This window comes from Acinetobacter nematophilus (assembly GCF_026344175.1).
In the GTDB taxonomy this organism is placed as follows: Bacteria; Pseudomonadota; Gammaproteobacteria; order Pseudomonadales; family Moraxellaceae; genus Acinetobacter; species Acinetobacter nematophilus.
Genome location: NZ_JAPKMY010000002.1, coordinates 164,165 through 179,226, shown reverse-complemented (window position 1 = coordinate 179,226; position 15,062 = coordinate 164,165). Strand labels below are relative to the sequence as shown.

The window sequence follows — 15,062 nt, the reverse complement described above, 5'->3', positions numbered from 1 at the left end:
CATAGAAATGGTGAGTTTCGGTTCACAGGTTGACTTTTCAGTCCCCCATATCAAAATTCGTGATTTAAACAAGTTTTATGCGGGACAGGATCAAAAAATTCATGCATTGAAGAATATCAATCTGGATATTCCTCAAGGCAAAATTTTCGGCATAATCGGTAAAAGTGGTGCAGGTAAATCCTCACTACTTCGGACACTCAATGGTCTTGAAAGTATTTCTGATGGAAGTATTCATATCCATCAACAGAATTTGGCAGAATTGAGCCATGCAGAATTGATCCAGACACGTCAAAGAATTGGCATGATCTTTCAACATTTTAACTTAATGTCAGCCAAGACTGTTTGGGAAAATGTAGCATTGCCTTTAAAGATCGCCCAAGTCGATAAAATCGAAACACGTGTCAATGAAGTATTGGCACTGGTGGGACTCAGCAACAAAGCCCAAAACTACCCTTCACAACTTTCAGGCGGTCAAAAACAGCGTGTCGGTATTGCACGTGCATTGGTACACCATCCTGAAATTTTACTGTGTGATGAGGCCACATCTGCACTTGATCCTGAAAGTACATCAGTGGTTCTATCCCTATTAAAAAAAATCAATCGGGAATTAGGGATCACCATTGTTTTGATTACCCATGAGATGCAAGTGATTCGTGAAATTTGCGATCAAGTGGTGGTGATTGAACATGGAGAAATCGTAGAATCTGGTCAAGTCTGGTCTGTGTTTTCTCATCCTGAACAAAAAATTACCCAAGAATTATTAAATTTGGAACAACTTGATTTACCTTTTGGTCTAGTTGAAGTACCTCAGCCAGATTCAACGCATAGTATTTTAAAACTACGCTACGAAACAGATCCAAAAAATTCTCCTGATCTGCTGCAAGTTTTTCAAGCATTTGAAGAATCGGTTCATTTATATCAAAGTCATATCGACAGTATTCAAAATCATTTGGTCGGTACATTGATTGTAGGTACTGAACAAATCGACCTTGACCTTGCAGCGCTACAAGAAAAATTAAAGCATCAAATTGCACAAATAGAGGTATTGGGTTATGCAAGACCAACTCATTGACTTACTGGTTACAGGGACAATTGACACACTCCTGATGGTGGGTGTTTCTGCTTTTATTGCTTTTTTAATTGGATTGCCTTTGGCTGTTGTGTTGGTCAACACATCGGAGCAAGGAATTTATCCCTCTAAAAAGATCAACCATGCTTTAGGCACAGTGATCAATATTACCCGATCTGTGCCATTTCTTATCTTGATGGTCGCTCTGATTCCCTTAACCCGTTGGATTGTTGGAACGAGTTATGGGGTATGGGCTGCTGTTGTTCCTTTGACCTTGGCGGCAACCCCATTTTTTGCCCGTATCGCTGAAGTCAGTTTACGTGAAGTCGATCAAGGCTTAATTGAAGCGGCGCAAGCCATGGGGTGTAACCGTAAACAGATTGTTTGGCATGTACTTTTACCAGAAGCATTACCCGGAATTGTTGCAGGTTTTACGGTTACCATTGTCACCATGATCAATTCATCTGCTATTGCAGGGGCAATCGGTGCAGGCGGCTTGGGAGATATCGCATACCGCTATGGTTATCAGCGTTTTGATATGCAAATCATGTTTGCTGTCATCGTGGTTTTAGTTGCATTGGTCATGCTTGTTCAAGCTTTTGGCGACAGTCTGGCAAATCAACTGGACAAACGAAAAATTTAAATGATCTTTCATTTATAAATAAGATCGCTAAGATCTTATTTATAAAATTGTATTTAACGCTAATAGCATCTCTGTTTTACCCAATAAAAACTCGATTTATAGTTAAAAATCGATCACCATATTCCAAATAGACATGATCTGTTTAAAAACTTATAGCGCGTAGACCTGACTTTGTTATGGCTTTCATGTAAAATCACTGGCAATTTTTATATAACACTTTGTGAGTCATTTCATGGGTTTTAATTGCGGTATTGTCGGCTTGCCGAACGTGGGTAAATCTACTCTTTTCAATGCATTGACTAAAGCTGCTATTGCTGCGGAAAACTTCCCATTTTGTACGATTGAACCGAATACGGGTATTGTTCCTGTACCTGATCCACGTTTAGACAAATTGACTGCCATTGTAAAACCGCAACGTGTCATTCCAACCTCAATGGAATTCGTTGATATTGCAGGTTTGGTTGCAGGCGCATCGAAAGGTGAAGGTTTAGGTAACCAATTTCTTGCAAACATTCGTGAAACTGATGCGATTGCACACGTTGTTCGTTGTTTCGAAGATGAAAACGTCATCCACGTAAATGGTAAAATTGATCCACTCGATGATATTGCAACCATCAATACTGAACTTGCGCTCGCTGACTTGGAAACCGTCACTAAAGCAGTTACTCGTTTAGCAAAATCAGCAAAAGGTGGCGACAAAGAAGCTGTTGCAACTAAAGCGGTGCTCGACAAAATCTTACCATTGCTTGATGAAGGTAAACCTGCTCGTGCTGCTGATTTAGATGATGATGAGCGTAAACTGGTTCGTGGTTTTGGTTTAATGACTTTAAAACCGACCATGTATATTGCAAACGTTGCAGAAGATGGTTTTGAAAACAATCCACATCTTGATGCTGTGAAAAAGTTAGCTGCTGAGGAAAATGCTATTGTTGTTCCGCTTTGCAACCAAATCGAAGCTGAAATTTCACTTTTAGATGATGAAGATCGTGCAGAGTTTCTTGAAGCCTTAGGCATGGAAGAACCAGGTCTTAACGTTGTGATCCGTGCAGGCTATAGCTTACTGGGTTTACAGACTTACTTTACCGCGGGTGTACAAGAAGTTCGTGCTTGGACTGTAAAAGTGGGTGCAACTGCTCCTCAAGCTGCTGGTGTAATTCACACTGACTTTGAAAAAGGCTTTATCCGAGCAGAATGTATTGCTTATGATGACTTCATTCAATTCAATGGTGAAAATGGTGCGAAAGAAGCAGGCAAATGGCGTTTAGAAGGCAAAACATACATCGTTCAAGACGGCGATGTATTGCACTTCCGTTTTAACGTTTAACACACTCATTAAACAGGTTGAAGATTTCTTCAACCTGTTTTTTTTTGATTCAAATTTCATCATGCAATGTGATTGATGATCAGATCATTTAATCTTTCTTTATCGCAATCAGTCTGTATCAGAATATTTATCGATTTCTAGGCTGAATATTATTGTCTTTTATTATTTTAACTATTGAATATAAAACACTTCTCCTCACGTGTTGGTTAGCATAACTCCCTTGGTGATCAAACCCTTCCATTTGAAATACTTGTTTGATGCCATTTTGTTTAATGGGTGATATTGGAGCAACACCTGAAAAAAATGGAACCGTCCCATCCCCATATAGATTCTTACTGGAAATCGTAAATTTTCCATATTTACCACTCGCTAACCTTATATATCTAAATCCATTGTTCGGAATAAAATTTTTATCAAGGTATTCTTTTTTCTCCTTTTTATCTTTGATCTGCTTCATTTGGGCAAGTACTTGGTTATTTTTATTTTCAATTTCTTGCCCATTTACACGCGGTAATGTGTGTAATTGGGTTGGGTTTAGACCTGTCAAAGGTCGATCTAGACTCCAGTGCAGTGTACCGTAAGTCAGGTTTTTAGGGTCAGCACCAAAATGTACATAGGTATGGGGATGGTAATGTGTTGCAATAGATTTATGAAATTTTTGTACTCCATCAATTAATGTATTAAACATAGCTCTTGGAGAACCAACAGGATATTTTTTATTAAGTGGATTAATCAGTTCATCTTTGACCATTTCCCACCAGACATTGTGGGCTTTATATATTTCTTTATAAGGATCAGCTTTGGGCAAATTGACAACATGGAGGGTGCCTTTTTCATCGGCACCCCGTAAACTCAACCAAAATGGCGTTGTTGTTTTGTCTTTTTTGATAATGCGATAATCTTTACTGGGAAGTAATTCCAAGCCACCTTGAGAGTTTGCCAATACTGCAGTTACATGTTCTGTGTTTTTTCCTAAAACCAGTCCAGCTGCGATATCTTTTACATCACTTCCCTCAATAGAACCGGCAACCAAGCGACGATATACAGCAGGCGCACCTACAGTAGGCATCACCCCATGGATGATCCCTGCAATATCTTCTCCCATTTTTTGAGATAAGCTTCGCCCCACCAAACCGCCCATCGAATGTGTAATCACAATAAATTTATGAAAATTCCTCCCATATTTGGCTTTTATACTTTTCATGATTTTTACAATGTCATCTGCTGACAGTGCATTGGACTGAAGCCAATTGTAGCCCAGTGCATAAACGGGGAAATTAAAATTTTTGAGTTTTTCGATATCATTTTTCTCAATACTTTCAAACCCAGTTTGAGGGTGCCATGTCTGTTTTTCATTTGAACTCAATAAACTTAACCACTCGGGTGTATATTTATCATCTTGAACGATTAACTGATAACCTCGTCGACTTTCCAACCAACTTTTGTCGGTTGCCTCTAAACGAACATTGGCAAGCGCCCCTTCAAAAAACATCAAGGTGGGTCCATAACTTTCCCAATGTACCGTTCCCCATAGTCTCTTTTTGGCTTCTTCGCTGGTGATTTTTGCTCTTGGATCGATATATAAATCACCTGTTGGATCAACTTCGGTTTCTTGAGCATCCAATTCTCTTTGCAATTGGGCAGGTGATTTTCTGGCCTGCTCTAAAACCGTTGCAAGCGCTCCGGCATAATTGCCTATACGCCAAACAGGTTTTTTGTCAGTTTTATTTCTTAAGTTTGACCCCATAATTCCTGGAATAAAGATAATAGGAATGGTATCCGGCTTGGGAATTTCTACCCATGTTCCTGTTTTATTACTACTTGGACTGGTTGCTGAAGTCGCGTGAATGTTATTATTTTTTTCAATCATGTTGTTTTCCTTGGTTAAATGTCGATATTTTTATATTGTTTAAAACAAAATCATTTAATCCAAGCACGATTTTTTGATTTAGAGGTGCATTTAGCGCTTTGTTGTTGACTTTATCGACACTTTCTAAGCCTAAATATATATATGAATCCGTAGGATCATCTAAAGTCCCTAAATATTGCCATGCACCAGATTCAAAGCCTCGACCAAAGCTTAACCTTTGCTGGTAATGGGTCATCACTTCTTCACCTTTTAAGCCATTTATTTCTCTTGCATGCTCCCTAATCACATCTTCTTTAAAAATTAAGGTTTCTTTAGGCAATCCTGCTTTATTTTTCCGAATCATTTGTATAAGTGGGGTGTCAGATTCAACTCTTGCTCTGTTTTCAATATTCATGGTCACTTCAGGATAAGAAGGAAAAGATAAAAATGCTTCACTTAAAAAGAAGCGATTTTCAGTCATATCATCTGCAATAAAGTAATCCTTCCAGCATAAGCCTGCTTGATTTGGTCCTTTGGATGGTTTTAATTTAAAGTTTTGAATAATATTTTCTGTTCTTCTTAGACCATCCATTAATTTATCAGTGTCTACTGGGCTTTTCATCCTTATTAATTTTCGATTTAAATAAATAAACGCATCTATAAAGAACAAACCATCAGTGTACTCAGTAGGACGATAAACAATAATATGGCTAATTGATCTTTGATTCAGTTTTAAACTGCCCATTTTTTCTAGTTTAAGTAAACTGCCCTCTGTTTCGTGCTTTTCTTGTTTTAAGGTTTGTATTTTATCTTTGATAAATTGATCATACTGATCAAGAGTTGTTACCTCTTCAGCAATTTTAAAATCACTTCCATCAAACGAAAATGTACCAAATTTAACATCAGTTTCTTTCGGGACAGTAAATTCAATACGTCCCAAACAAATATTTTTTGTATCTTTGAAATTAATCATGTTATTTTTTTCATTCGAAATCTCATTGTTCTGTAAATATTTCAATTTTTAAATTTTTCATTGAATCCGAGTTGTACATTTTTGTTTTTCCATTTTCATCTGAAGTACCTTGAAATATTTGACCATTTTCAGTAGTAATTTTATATTTTAAGTTTTTTGCAGGCATTCCATCGGGATAATGCAAAGGATAATCCCGCATTGATGGCATGATAACCATCAATGCGTTGCAGCATCACTTGGGCATTGAGTTGTGAGTTTGAAAACTGAACACGGATGGCACGTTTTTGTGTTGTATATCTCAATCTATCGAAAAAAGTAAAAATATTATTAAACATTATTATGACCTTATATTTAATAAAGGAAAACTTAACACAAGGTGAAGAATATCTCAAATGATAATCAATTACATTTTTAAGTTTATGGTCTTTAAAAAATCTCATTATGAATTAGATGATCATTTGTTTTTTTCTTATTATTGAGACGATCATCAAATAATTATTAAAATTCAAATCACCGTTTAAAAAATAAGCTTCTAAGCTGAGTTAAAAAATGAGCTTATGATCGCAATATAGTTTTTAGTTAAAATATAGATGGTCTTTCTATTATGAAATTGAACAACATTAAAAAACATCCAAAGTTTGTTTTAACAAGAAGTCTAATAATTTAAACCCATATCACTCCCCCTTTGGTACACACCTAGTACAACTGCCAAAACGTTAAATCAAAAAATAAGAAGTCATTGGTGGTTAAAGCCCTAGAGTTGTTTGACTAAGCCCCGAATTGTCTCTCATTTTATTTTAGTTCGATTAAAAGTTTTCGATACTTTTGAATTCTATGTTTCCCAATGCCATATTTTTTTTGAAGTTGATCCACCGTTAAATTTTCTAAATCATTTTGGTGCTCTAGCACCCATGCTTTTATTTGATCCTTGAGTGAAATATTGAGACATTTTCGAAGAATCTCTCTATTTCTGACAATATATCCTTCTTTCCGATTCAGTATTTTAGCAATTTCAGAAATCGACAAATGCAAAGAAAGTAATACCTCTTGATTCTCTAAACGCCAAGACTGAACTAGATCGTTATGATGTGGGATATTCAGCAGTTTTTTCAGCTTTCCTCTTCTTCTATAAACCTGACTAGTTTCGATGCTTAATCTTTTTGCAGTTTCTTCTTTGCTTAGTTTTGAATGAAATAAAATCTCTTGATTTGCCAACAACCATTCGCGATTTTGATCTTGTACTTTTTGTATTTTTAAAATTTCTCTTAGTCTGGCTTTCGCTCTTAAAATTTGCCCATTGGTCTTTTGAAATTGCTCAGCCAGTTCTGCAACTGTTTTGCCCGAATTTAATAATTCGTCTTGGTGATCTAACAACCATTGATATTTATCCTGCTTGTTTTGCTGAAATTGTGCTGAAAAAGTTAACTCTCCAAGTTCTTGACGAATACGATTATAGGTTTTTGTTGCGATAAAAGGACTAACATTAAACTTTAAAGCTATCTCTTCTATATCCATTTCTGTCATTTGCGCTTTATGCTTTTGGAACCATTGTTCTTGCAGATCATCTGCTGAAGTTTTTCTCATTTTTTTGTTTTTAGGTATATCAATTAACTCTGACAACCATTCTTTATGTTGGTAAACTTGGGTTCGTTTAAGACCATATTTTGCTTTTAGTGTATCAAGACTATCATATAAAAGCTCATCTTTATGCTCAAGGATCCACTGATCATTTCGATAAATAAACTTGTTTTGAATACCAAGCTTTCTTCTGAATTTAGCAACAATACCGCTATTTAAACCAAGTTGCTGTTCACTCTCCGTAATCGAATGTACTTTAAGAAATTCTGCAATTTCAGGGCTTAGAATATGTGAAAACACACCACCAATGCCATCTCGAGGTGTTAAAGCGTATGGCCAGCCCCGGTAAATCATAATACCTGAAAGAGACTTCCGCTCTTCATATACATCCCAATCTTCATTTTCCCAATCTTTAATGGTTTTTATTGGATAAAGTTTATACTTTTTAGTCATCTCTACTATCGTTACAATATGGATTTAATCACCCTTTTATCAATATTTACTTAACAATAAAAGCATTTTATTTAAAAAAAATTTAAACTTGTAACAACTTTCACACTTTTTCATGATTGTAACTCCCCATTTCACTTTTTGAATTTTTTGCCTATTGCTTTGTTCGTATTTTGAAAATAAGCCCGCAATAATCGAGTATTGCTGGTTGCACTTTTTTAAATCCTATATAATAATGATAATTATTAACATTAATATTATATTTAACTGAACAGGATTGTTTAATGGCTTACTCTCTTCCAAAACTGCCTTATGCTTATGATGCACTTGAACCCAATATTGATACTCAAACAATGGAAATCCACCATACCAAGCATCATCAAACCTATATCAATAATATTAATGCAGCGATCGAAGGCACTGAATGGGAAAAGTTATCTGTAGAAGCATTGGTTTCAAAAGTAAATGAAGTTCCTGCTGAGTTAAAAAACAATGTCATTAATAATGCAGGTGGTCATGCCAATCATTCATTATTCTGGACAGTGATGAGCCCACAAGGTGGTGGTGAACCGATCAAAGAAATTGCTGAGGCGATTGAAAAAGATATTGGTGGTTTTGAAAAATTCAAAGAAGCATTTACCAAAGCAGCGTTAACACGATTTGGTAGTGGTTGGGCATGGTTAAGCGTCACGCCTGAAAAAAAAGTGATTGTTGAAAGCAGTGCGAACCAAGACTCTCCGCTGATGAATGGCAATATTCCAGTGTTAGGGCTTGATGTGTGGGAGCATGCCTACTATTTAAAATATCAGAATCGTCGTCCTGAATATATTGCAGCATTTTTCAATGTCATCAATTGGGAAGAAGTGAATCGTCGTTTTGTAGAAGCGATTAAATGAAATATTATATAGATCCAATGCTCATGCTAATGCCTCATAATTCAGTAATTAAAAAAATAAAATTCTATATTGGCTGCGCAATACTTTTTTTTGGTTTGGTGATCTTAATCAAAGATTATCTTGTATAAAAATTTATCTACTCCCCTCTTTCAGTGAATCACTCACTCAAAGAGGGTTGATTTAACTCGCAAGCTGATTTTATTTTGCGTGAAGTGTTTGTAACGATTTTTGATCCATTGCACTTCGTTGTTTTCTAGCTTCTGCCAACATTTTACTTTGCAAGTCTTTACGGAAACCGAGTAAAAAGACAAATTCTGCAAGGACAAACAATGGACCAATCGCTAGCCCCACAATATCATCCACAAAAGCTGGTTTTTTCTTTTCATAAAAATGTCCAATAAACTGGAACACCCATCCCACCACAAAACTTCCAATACTCATCGCAAGCCACATACCCATATTTAATTGGGCAATCTTATAAGCAAATGGATAGGCGATTGCATAAATCAACAACATTAAAAAGCCTAAAGATTTATCTAGTCTTAAATAGTAAATCACACTCAGAACCAATAGGACTAAAGCTAATGTGATTTCAAAATCAGAAAACATCACTCCTGCTCGTGCAGTTAAACACATGATTGAGAAAACAATCAGTGGAATGCCAATAAAATGAGTAAGCACATTTTTGTGATCTAAATGATAAGCCGCATATTGGCTAAGCAACTGTTCTAATCTGGTCATTTTCTGCATCCTTGTTTATCTATAGGATTCAATATATAAAATCAGCAAGATAAAAGTTGTCGGCTAGCTGACAAATGAATATTTTTTAGTATGATGGTGGAACAATATATGAGTTTCCCAATTCAATATATTAATATAGAAGAAATCAAATTTATTGCGATTTTTATGATACTGAATATACGCAAATCGCCTATTTCGCCCTAAAAGGGTCTATTCAATGCATTTTATGGAACTTAACTCATTTTTTGAGAACTGCGATGACTGATCCAATATGATGTGATACAACGGAAATATCAGACGAACGCTCAGTGGAATAAAAAAGGAACTTTTGTGCTGAACTCTACAGACCTTGAATTATTAAATAAAAACATCTGGTATGCTCAATTACCTGCAATATTCCAGCAATTTATTCAACAACATTCAGATTGTCGAACATTTGAACGAGATCAGGCTATTTTCAGATCTGGAGATCTGTTCAATGGTATTTATGCCGTTTTAGATGGCCGGGTACGTTTAGGATATATTGATATAGAAGGCAATGAATCTGTCGCTGCAATCGCAGAACCAATCATGTGGTTTGGAGAAATATCATTAGTAGACCAACAGCCACGTTCACATGATGCGATCGCTGTAGAAAAATGCGTAACATTGCATATCCCAAGTTTGGTTATTCAGAGCTTTTTAGATGAGCAACCACAATGTTGGTTTCATATCGCACAATTAACCAGTCAAAAACTACGTTTTGCTTTTTTAGAGTTGATTTCTATTCAGACCCAACATATTCAACAGCGCTTGGCTCAACGTTTAATGTTTATTTTAAATGGTTATGGTAATCATGCACAGATTGAAAAGAACACCATTCATCTGTCTCAAGACCAATTAGCACTGATGCTGAAGTGCTCAAGACAAACCATCAATCAAGAATTACATTCACTTGAGCAACAGGGAATTTTAAAAATTGCTTTTAAAAAGATAGAAATTTTAAATATCAAACAGTTACATACTATTGCTCATTCAGTTAATGAATCTTCACGTTAAAATAAGATATCCGTATTCTCATACAAGATTAAATCAACCTTAAATATTTGGAATATATAATCATTTTATAAATAAAATATACAATTTATTTATTCTACTGAACAAAAAATAGATTTATATTTTATTGAGGCACTAATGCCATCTCAATAAAAGTTGATATAAATGAAAAAAATCACAACTCTTCTTACGGCGGGACTGTTCACAGTGCTTAGTGCTTCAGCTTTTGCATGTCCTAAAGGCACAACATTGGTCGGTGGGAGTGGTCCGAATCATAAAGGCGGAAAATGTGTAGCTGCCACCCCTGCAGCTCAAGCTGCGTCTAAAACATCAACTGCTGCAACCAAAGTAAAAGCAGATAGCAGCAAAGCAGTTGAAGTAAAATCTAAAGATGTGAAAGCTGCTGCAAAAACTGAAACTGCTGCAACGAAGGCAAAGGCTGAGACGGCAACCAAAGTAAAAGCTGATGCAGCGACAAAAGCCAAAAATGACACTGCTGCAAAAGCCGCATCGACTAAAGACAAAGCTGTAAAAGCGACTTCAACAAACCCTTTAAAGCCATAGCCTTAATTCACTCTAAACAGTTCAATTAATCAATAAAAAATGGCGCTTTATCTGCGCCATTTTTTATAACAAATTAGAAAATATTATTATTTGCCTTGGTATTTCCTAAGCTTGGATTATCAATTGCATCTTTACATTGTGCTTTATCTCGCTCATATTGCATTTGATTTTTTTGCATTTCACCATCTTTTTCAAGTGTAGATCTTGCCCAATTGTCTAAACTGGTCATCGCTTTACGACATAAAGCATATTTTCCTTCAGTCACGGAATCAGTCATTTTTACATTGATCCGCCAATCAGTACTCAGCTTACGAATTGGTTTTCGCACATTGTCTTCGATTAAATTTAATTGTTTTCGATAAACATACGGTTCGACTTGATTAATTAAGGTCCAAGCTGCATGAGCGTATGTGGTTGCATCATTGGTGAGTTTTGGCGCTGCTTTAATTTCGACCTTTTGTTGAGGTTCAGAAGACGAATTACCACATGCTTGTAAACCTAAAATACCCAAAATCAAGGTCATACTGAATAATAATTTCGACTGATTTGCGAACATAAAGTCACGCCTAAATAAACATTTCACTCCTATGCTAGTAAATTCAGGTAGAATACTCAATCTTGATTTTACCTTTTGTTTTACTCTGGTTTTTAGGTGTCCTGTGTCTGAGCACAATCCTCCAGTCCAAACAGCTGGCTTCTGGCAAGGCGCAAAAGATAGCCAAGCCATTATTTTTACATATCTTCCCGTCTCTTTTGCCTTTGGTGTATCGGCAACCCAATTCGGGTTTAGTGCATGGGAAGCCCTGTTCTTGTCTTGTTCGATGTATGCAGGCGCGAGTCAGTTTCTGGTTGTAGCGTTATTGGGCAGTGGTACATCAATCTGGATGACTGCGCTGACCGTAATTGCATTAGATATTCGCCATGTCCTTTATGGTCCAGCCTTACAGAATCTTATCCAAGACCGTTTAAATTTAAAAAAGACTGCTGTTTGGGCTTGGGGCTTAACCGACGAAGTTTTTGCAGCAGGTATGATTAAACTGTCGCAACGGCGCCAAGAATGGTCAGAATCTTGGATGCTTGGACTCAGCCTATTTAGTTGGATGTCATGGGCACTGGGATCATTTTTAGGTGGATTATTTGCTGATCAAGTCACTCACCTGCCACAATTCCTGCAAGCCGCATTAGATTTCTTACTGCCTGCATTATTCTTAAGCTTTTTGTTAGCAGCTTTTGAAAGAAAACATACTTTTGTGGTCGTCGTCTCTCTGGTGGTCTCTGCATTAGCTTGTTATTTTATCAATATGTCAGCAGCAATTTTTATCGGTATCGCCTCTGGTATTCTGGCTGGACTATTTAAATATTATATTTTAAAACAAAAAGATGAAGTGAGTATCTAACATGGACTTACAAATTATTCTGGTCGGAATCTTGGTGGGTATTGCAAACTTTGCCTCTCGCTTTGGTCCTTTTTATCTACTGCAAAAAAGTCAACAACATCAACAATCACGTGGTTCAACTTGGCTAAAAATCGCGTTGGGCAGTATTGGTATTGCGGCAATCAGCTCGATGTTGATTGTTGCAACCCTTCCCCCATTAATTGAAACGCCCAACAAAAGTTCTGCAATGCTGGTAGGATTCATCGTACTGACCGGGTTGTACTTTAGATTCAAACGAATCGTTATGGCGACTCTAGTTGCGGCGCTTGCCTACGGTCTGGTCTATACCTATACTTAATTTAGCGATAAAGTGATTGGCTTATTAAAATAAGCGCAAACTAAATATTGATTGAGCCAATCAATATTTTTTGCAATCACCATTTTTGCGTCAGCCAATTTGTGTATTCTTGATTTTAACCAGACCATAAAAATTCAACATGTTTATCGCACACTTACCTTCAGGTTATATACTTGCCCAATTTCTTCATCAAAAGATCAAGCGCACTAAAATCAGCCGCAAAGCATTCTTTGGCATCATCATGCTTGGCGCTGTCTTTCCAGATATAGATCTTTTTTACTTTTATCTGATTGACCATCGATCCGTGCATCATCACAAATATTTTTTACACTGGTTTTCATTTTGGATTCCCATCTTTCTGATTGCACTCCTGTATTTGGTGAAATCAAAATACAACTCCAAAATGGCATGGATACTCAGCCTTTTTTCAGTTGCGGCACTGCTGCATATTTTCTTGGATTGCTTTGTAGGCGATGTGTGGTTGTTTGCACCGTTTATTGATCAACCTTATGTTTTCTTTAATGTTAGCGCTCGTTATCAGCCTTGGTGGCTCAACTTTATTTTACATTGGTCTTTTTTTGTTGAAATTCTGATCTGTATGATTGCATTGGTGCTTTATTTTCATAAAAAATTAAAAAAGTGAGTTTAATGTCACCCTAAATTTAGCTGCTTGAAAAAATATTATTCAAGCACAGCTCAATTCTCATCCATTTTTAGATCAAGTTGTCTCAGACAGTTGAGGGTGACATTTCTGAGTATCACATTTCATCAAGAATTTTATCGAACCCAGCATAATGGCGCTAATTTTAGCCTATTAATTTTTCATTCAAGATATTGGAACTCCTCAAAAAACTGTTGTCTGAGTTAATATAAAAAAATCTGTTAGACAATATCATTATTTTATGTGAATCAATCCTGAACAGATGACTGACTTCTGCTATGCTAACAGTCCATAAGACAAACATGGAAGAATCACATGAGCGTGACTATTGGTACCCCACTTCAATCATCTGCGTTTAAAGTTCTATTGTTAGGTTCAGGTGAACTGGGTAAAGAAGTGGTGATTTCATTACAACGACTTGGTGTGGAAGTCCATGCGGCAGACCGTTACGAAAACGCACCTGCCATGCAAGTTGCGCATTTCTCTTATGCCTTGAATATGGCCGATGCGAATGAACTTAAAGCTTTAATCGAAAAAGTCAAACCTCATCTGATTGTTCCTGAAATTGAAGCGATAGCCACACAAGTCTTGATTGAAATTGAACAGCAAAATATCGCCACTGTCATTCCTTCTGCTCAAGCAGTAAATTTAACCATGAACCGTGAAGGAATCAGACGTTTGGCTGCTGAAGAATTAGGCTTACCAACTTCTGCTTACCGTTTTGCAAATACTTTGGAAAGTTTCCGTTCTGCATGTGATGATATTGGTTATCCGAACTTTGTAAAACCTGTCATGTCATCTTCTGGTAAAGGGCAATCACGGGTAAAAGAATATGCTGAAGTCGATGCTGCTTGGGAATATGCACAAACTGGAGGTCGTGTAAATCAAGGAACAGTGATTGTCGAATCTCAAATTGACTTTGATTTTGAAATTACTCTACTTACAGTACGTGCAAAAAATTCTGAAACTGGTGAAATTGAAACCTCGTATTGTGACCCGATCGGACATCGCCAAGAGGCAGGCGACTATGTTGAAAGTTGGCAGCCGCAAGCCATGAGCGAAGCAGCTTTGAATGAAGCAAAACGGATTGCCAATAAAGTTACTGTTGCATTAGGTGGCTGTGGTATTTTTGGAGTAGAACTGTTTGTAAAAGGCGATAAAGTATGGTTTAGTGAGGTGTCACCCCGCCCGCATGATACAGGTTTAGTTACACTTGCATCTCAATTCCAAAGTGAATTTGAATTGCATGCCCGTGCTATTTTAGGATTACCCGTGAATACTGAACGTCATAGCGTCGCAGCAAGTGCGGTCATCTATGCGGGTAAAGATGCAAGTAACCTTTCATTCTCTGGCTTAAATCTTGCTTTGCAAAATCCTGCTACAGATTTACGTCTTTTTGGTAAACCTGAAGGATTTAAGCGTCGTCGTATGGGTGTGGCAACCGCCCGTGCCGAAACGACAGATCAAGCACGTGAACTTGCACATGATGCTGCGTCAAAAGTGACTGTTCATTTAAACAAATAGCCTATAAATTTGCGGACAAAA

Annotated in this window: 16 protein-coding genes; 10 read left to right on the top strand and 6 right to left on the bottom strand. The window is 36.8% G+C overall.

Annotated elements, in window-relative coordinates; all coding sequences use genetic code 11:
- Positions 1-7: 7 nt before the first annotated feature.
- The 3 genes from OSH00_RS04535 to ychF all read left to right on the top strand — a co-directional run bounded on the left by OSH00_RS04535 (position 8) and on the right by ychF (position 3,036).
- Positions 8-1,072, top strand: a complete 1,065-nt coding sequence (locus OSH00_RS04535) for a methionine ABC transporter ATP-binding protein (protein ID WP_266129439.1) — start codon at positions 8-10, stop codon at positions 1,070-1,072.
- Entirely contained in the window at positions 1,053-1,712 is a 660-nt protein-coding gene (locus OSH00_RS04530) for a methionine ABC transporter permease (protein ID WP_196076714.1), read from the top strand. Before OSH00_RS04535 ends, OSH00_RS04530 begins: the two co-directional genes overlap by 20 nt.
- A gap of 232 nt (positions 1,713-1,944) precedes the next feature.
- On the top strand, positions 1,945-3,036 hold the full coding sequence (gene ychF / locus OSH00_RS04525) for a redox-regulated ATPase YchF (RefSeq protein ID WP_266129438.1): 1,092 nt from the start codon (positions 1,945-1,947) through the stop codon (positions 3,034-3,036).
- A 127-nt stretch (positions 3,037-3,163) separates the two neighbouring features.
- Here the strand turns inward: ychF and OSH00_RS04520 are convergent, their stop codons facing one another.
- From OSH00_RS04520 to OSH00_RS04505, 4 genes are all read right to left on the bottom strand, one after another.
- Positions 3,164-4,906, bottom strand: a complete 1,743-nt coding sequence (locus tag OSH00_RS04520; protein ID WP_266129437.1) for an esterase/lipase family protein — start codon at positions 4,904-4,906, stop codon at positions 3,164-3,166.
- Positions 4,899-5,858: a T6SS immunity protein Tli4 family protein gene (locus OSH00_RS04515; protein ID WP_266129436.1), complete on the bottom strand. Its 960-nt coding sequence runs from the start codon at positions 5,856-5,858 to the stop codon at positions 4,899-4,901. Before OSH00_RS04515 ends, OSH00_RS04520 begins: the two co-directional genes overlap by 8 nt.
- 140 nt (positions 5,859-5,998) lie before the next feature.
- Positions 5,999-6,193 (bottom strand): hypothetical protein, encoded by a 195-nt coding sequence (locus tag OSH00_RS04510; protein WP_266129859.1) that lies wholly within the window; start codon positions 6,191-6,193, stop codon positions 5,999-6,001.
- Positions 6,194-6,650: 457 nt separating this feature from the next.
- A complete protein-coding gene (locus OSH00_RS04505) occupies positions 6,651-7,889 on the bottom strand; it encodes a hypothetical protein (protein WP_266129435.1) in 1,239 nt (412 codons plus the stop codon).
- 281 nt (positions 7,890-8,170) lie between these two features.
- Between OSH00_RS04505 and OSH00_RS04500 the strand changes: the two genes are divergently transcribed.
- Entirely contained in the window at positions 8,171-8,782 is a 612-nt protein-coding gene (locus OSH00_RS04500; RefSeq protein WP_266129434.1) for a superoxide dismutase, read from the top strand.
- Positions 8,783-8,980: 198 nt separating this feature from the next.
- Here the strand turns inward: OSH00_RS04500 and OSH00_RS04495 are convergent, their stop codons facing one another.
- Positions 8,981-9,523, bottom strand: coding sequence for an Mpo1 family 2-hydroxy fatty acid dioxygenase (locus tag OSH00_RS04495; protein WP_266129433.1), 543 nt, complete (start codon positions 9,521-9,523; stop codon positions 8,981-8,983).
- A gap of 330 nt (positions 9,524-9,853) precedes the next feature.
- Between OSH00_RS04495 and OSH00_RS04490 the strand changes: the two genes are divergently transcribed.
- Together OSH00_RS04490 and OSH00_RS04485 are read left to right on the top strand one after the other, a co-directional pair.
- A complete protein-coding gene (locus tag OSH00_RS04490; RefSeq protein ID WP_266129432.1) occupies positions 9,854-10,561 on the top strand; it encodes a Crp/Fnr family transcriptional regulator in 708 nt (235 codons plus the stop codon).
- Between the two features lie 162 nt (positions 10,562-10,723).
- Positions 10,724-11,122: a hypothetical protein gene (locus OSH00_RS04485; protein ID WP_266129431.1), complete on the top strand. Its 399-nt coding sequence runs from the start codon at positions 10,724-10,726 to the stop codon at positions 11,120-11,122.
- A gap of 73 nt (positions 11,123-11,195) precedes the next feature.
- Here OSH00_RS04485 and OSH00_RS04480 read toward each other — a convergent pair whose 3' ends face one another.
- Positions 11,196-11,678 (bottom strand): hypothetical protein, encoded by a 483-nt coding sequence (locus tag OSH00_RS04480; RefSeq protein WP_266129430.1) that lies wholly within the window; start codon positions 11,676-11,678, stop codon positions 11,196-11,198.
- Between the two features lie 103 nt (positions 11,679-11,781).
- On the opposite strand from OSH00_RS04480, the gene OSH00_RS04475 reads away from it, so the two are divergent.
- The 4 genes from OSH00_RS04475 to purT all read left to right on the top strand — a co-directional run bounded on the left by OSH00_RS04475 (position 11,782) and on the right by purT (position 15,041).
- Positions 11,782-12,519 carry an AzlC family ABC transporter permease gene (locus OSH00_RS04475; RefSeq protein WP_196075757.1) on the top strand — a complete coding sequence of 246 codons (738 nt, stop codon included), beginning with the start codon at positions 11,782-11,784 and terminating at the stop codon, positions 12,517-12,519.
- Position 12,520: 1 nt separating this feature from the next.
- Positions 12,521-12,856: an L-valine transporter subunit YgaH gene (gene ygaH, locus OSH00_RS04470; protein WP_266129429.1), complete on the top strand. Its 336-nt coding sequence runs from the start codon at positions 12,521-12,523 to the stop codon at positions 12,854-12,856.
- A gap of 139 nt (positions 12,857-12,995) precedes the next feature.
- Complete coding sequence (locus OSH00_RS04465) at positions 12,996-13,499, top strand: metal-dependent hydrolase (RefSeq protein ID WP_266129428.1); 504 nt, start codon at positions 12,996-12,998, stop codon at positions 13,497-13,499.
- A 333-nt stretch (positions 13,500-13,832) separates the two neighbouring features.
- Complete coding sequence (purT, locus tag OSH00_RS04460; protein ID WP_266129427.1) at positions 13,833-15,041, top strand: formate-dependent phosphoribosylglycinamide formyltransferase; 1,209 nt, start codon at positions 13,833-13,835, stop codon at positions 15,039-15,041.
- Positions 15,042-15,062: the final 21 nt, after the last annotated feature.

Coding starts and splice junctions, on each gene's coding strand:
- OSH00_RS04535 (WP_266129439.1), top strand. CDS start 8: ATGGTGAGTTTCGGTTCACAGGTTGACTTTTCAGTCCCCCATATCAAA.
- OSH00_RS04530 (WP_196076714.1), top strand. CDS start 1,053: ATGCAAGACCAACTCATTGACTTACTGGTTACAGGGACAATTGACACA.
- ychF (WP_266129438.1), top strand. CDS start 1,945: ATGGGTTTTAATTGCGGTATTGTCGGCTTGCCGAACGTGGGTAAATCT.
- OSH00_RS04520 (WP_266129437.1), bottom strand. CDS start 4,906: ATGATTGAAAAAAATAATAACATTCACGCGACTTCAGCAACCAGTCCA.
- OSH00_RS04515 (WP_266129436.1), bottom strand. CDS start 5,858: ATGATTAATTTCAAAGATACAAAAAATATTTGTTTGGGACGTATTGAA.
- OSH00_RS04510 (WP_266129859.1), bottom strand. CDS start 6,193: ATGTTTAATAATATTTTTACTTTTTTCGATAGATTGAGATATACAACA.
- OSH00_RS04505 (WP_266129435.1), bottom strand. CDS start 7,889: ATGACTAAAAAGTATAAACTTTATCCAATAAAAACCATTAAAGATTGG.
- OSH00_RS04500 (WP_266129434.1), top strand. CDS start 8,171: ATGGCTTACTCTCTTCCAAAACTGCCTTATGCTTATGATGCACTTGAA.
- OSH00_RS04495 (WP_266129433.1), bottom strand. CDS start 9,523: ATGACCAGATTAGAACAGTTGCTTAGCCAATATGCGGCTTATCATTTA.
- OSH00_RS04485 (WP_266129431.1), top strand. CDS start 10,724: ATGAAAAAAATCACAACTCTTCTTACGGCGGGACTGTTCACAGTGCTT.
- OSH00_RS04480 (WP_266129430.1), bottom strand. CDS start 11,678: ATGTTCGCAAATCAGTCGAAATTATTATTCAGTATGACCTTGATTTTG.
- ygaH (WP_266129429.1), top strand. CDS start 12,521: ATGGACTTACAAATTATTCTGGTCGGAATCTTGGTGGGTATTGCAAAC.
- OSH00_RS04465 (WP_266129428.1), top strand. CDS start 12,996: ATGTTTATCGCACACTTACCTTCAGGTTATATACTTGCCCAATTTCTT.
- purT (WP_266129427.1), top strand. CDS start 13,833: ATGAGCGTGACTATTGGTACCCCACTTCAATCATCTGCGTTTAAAGTT.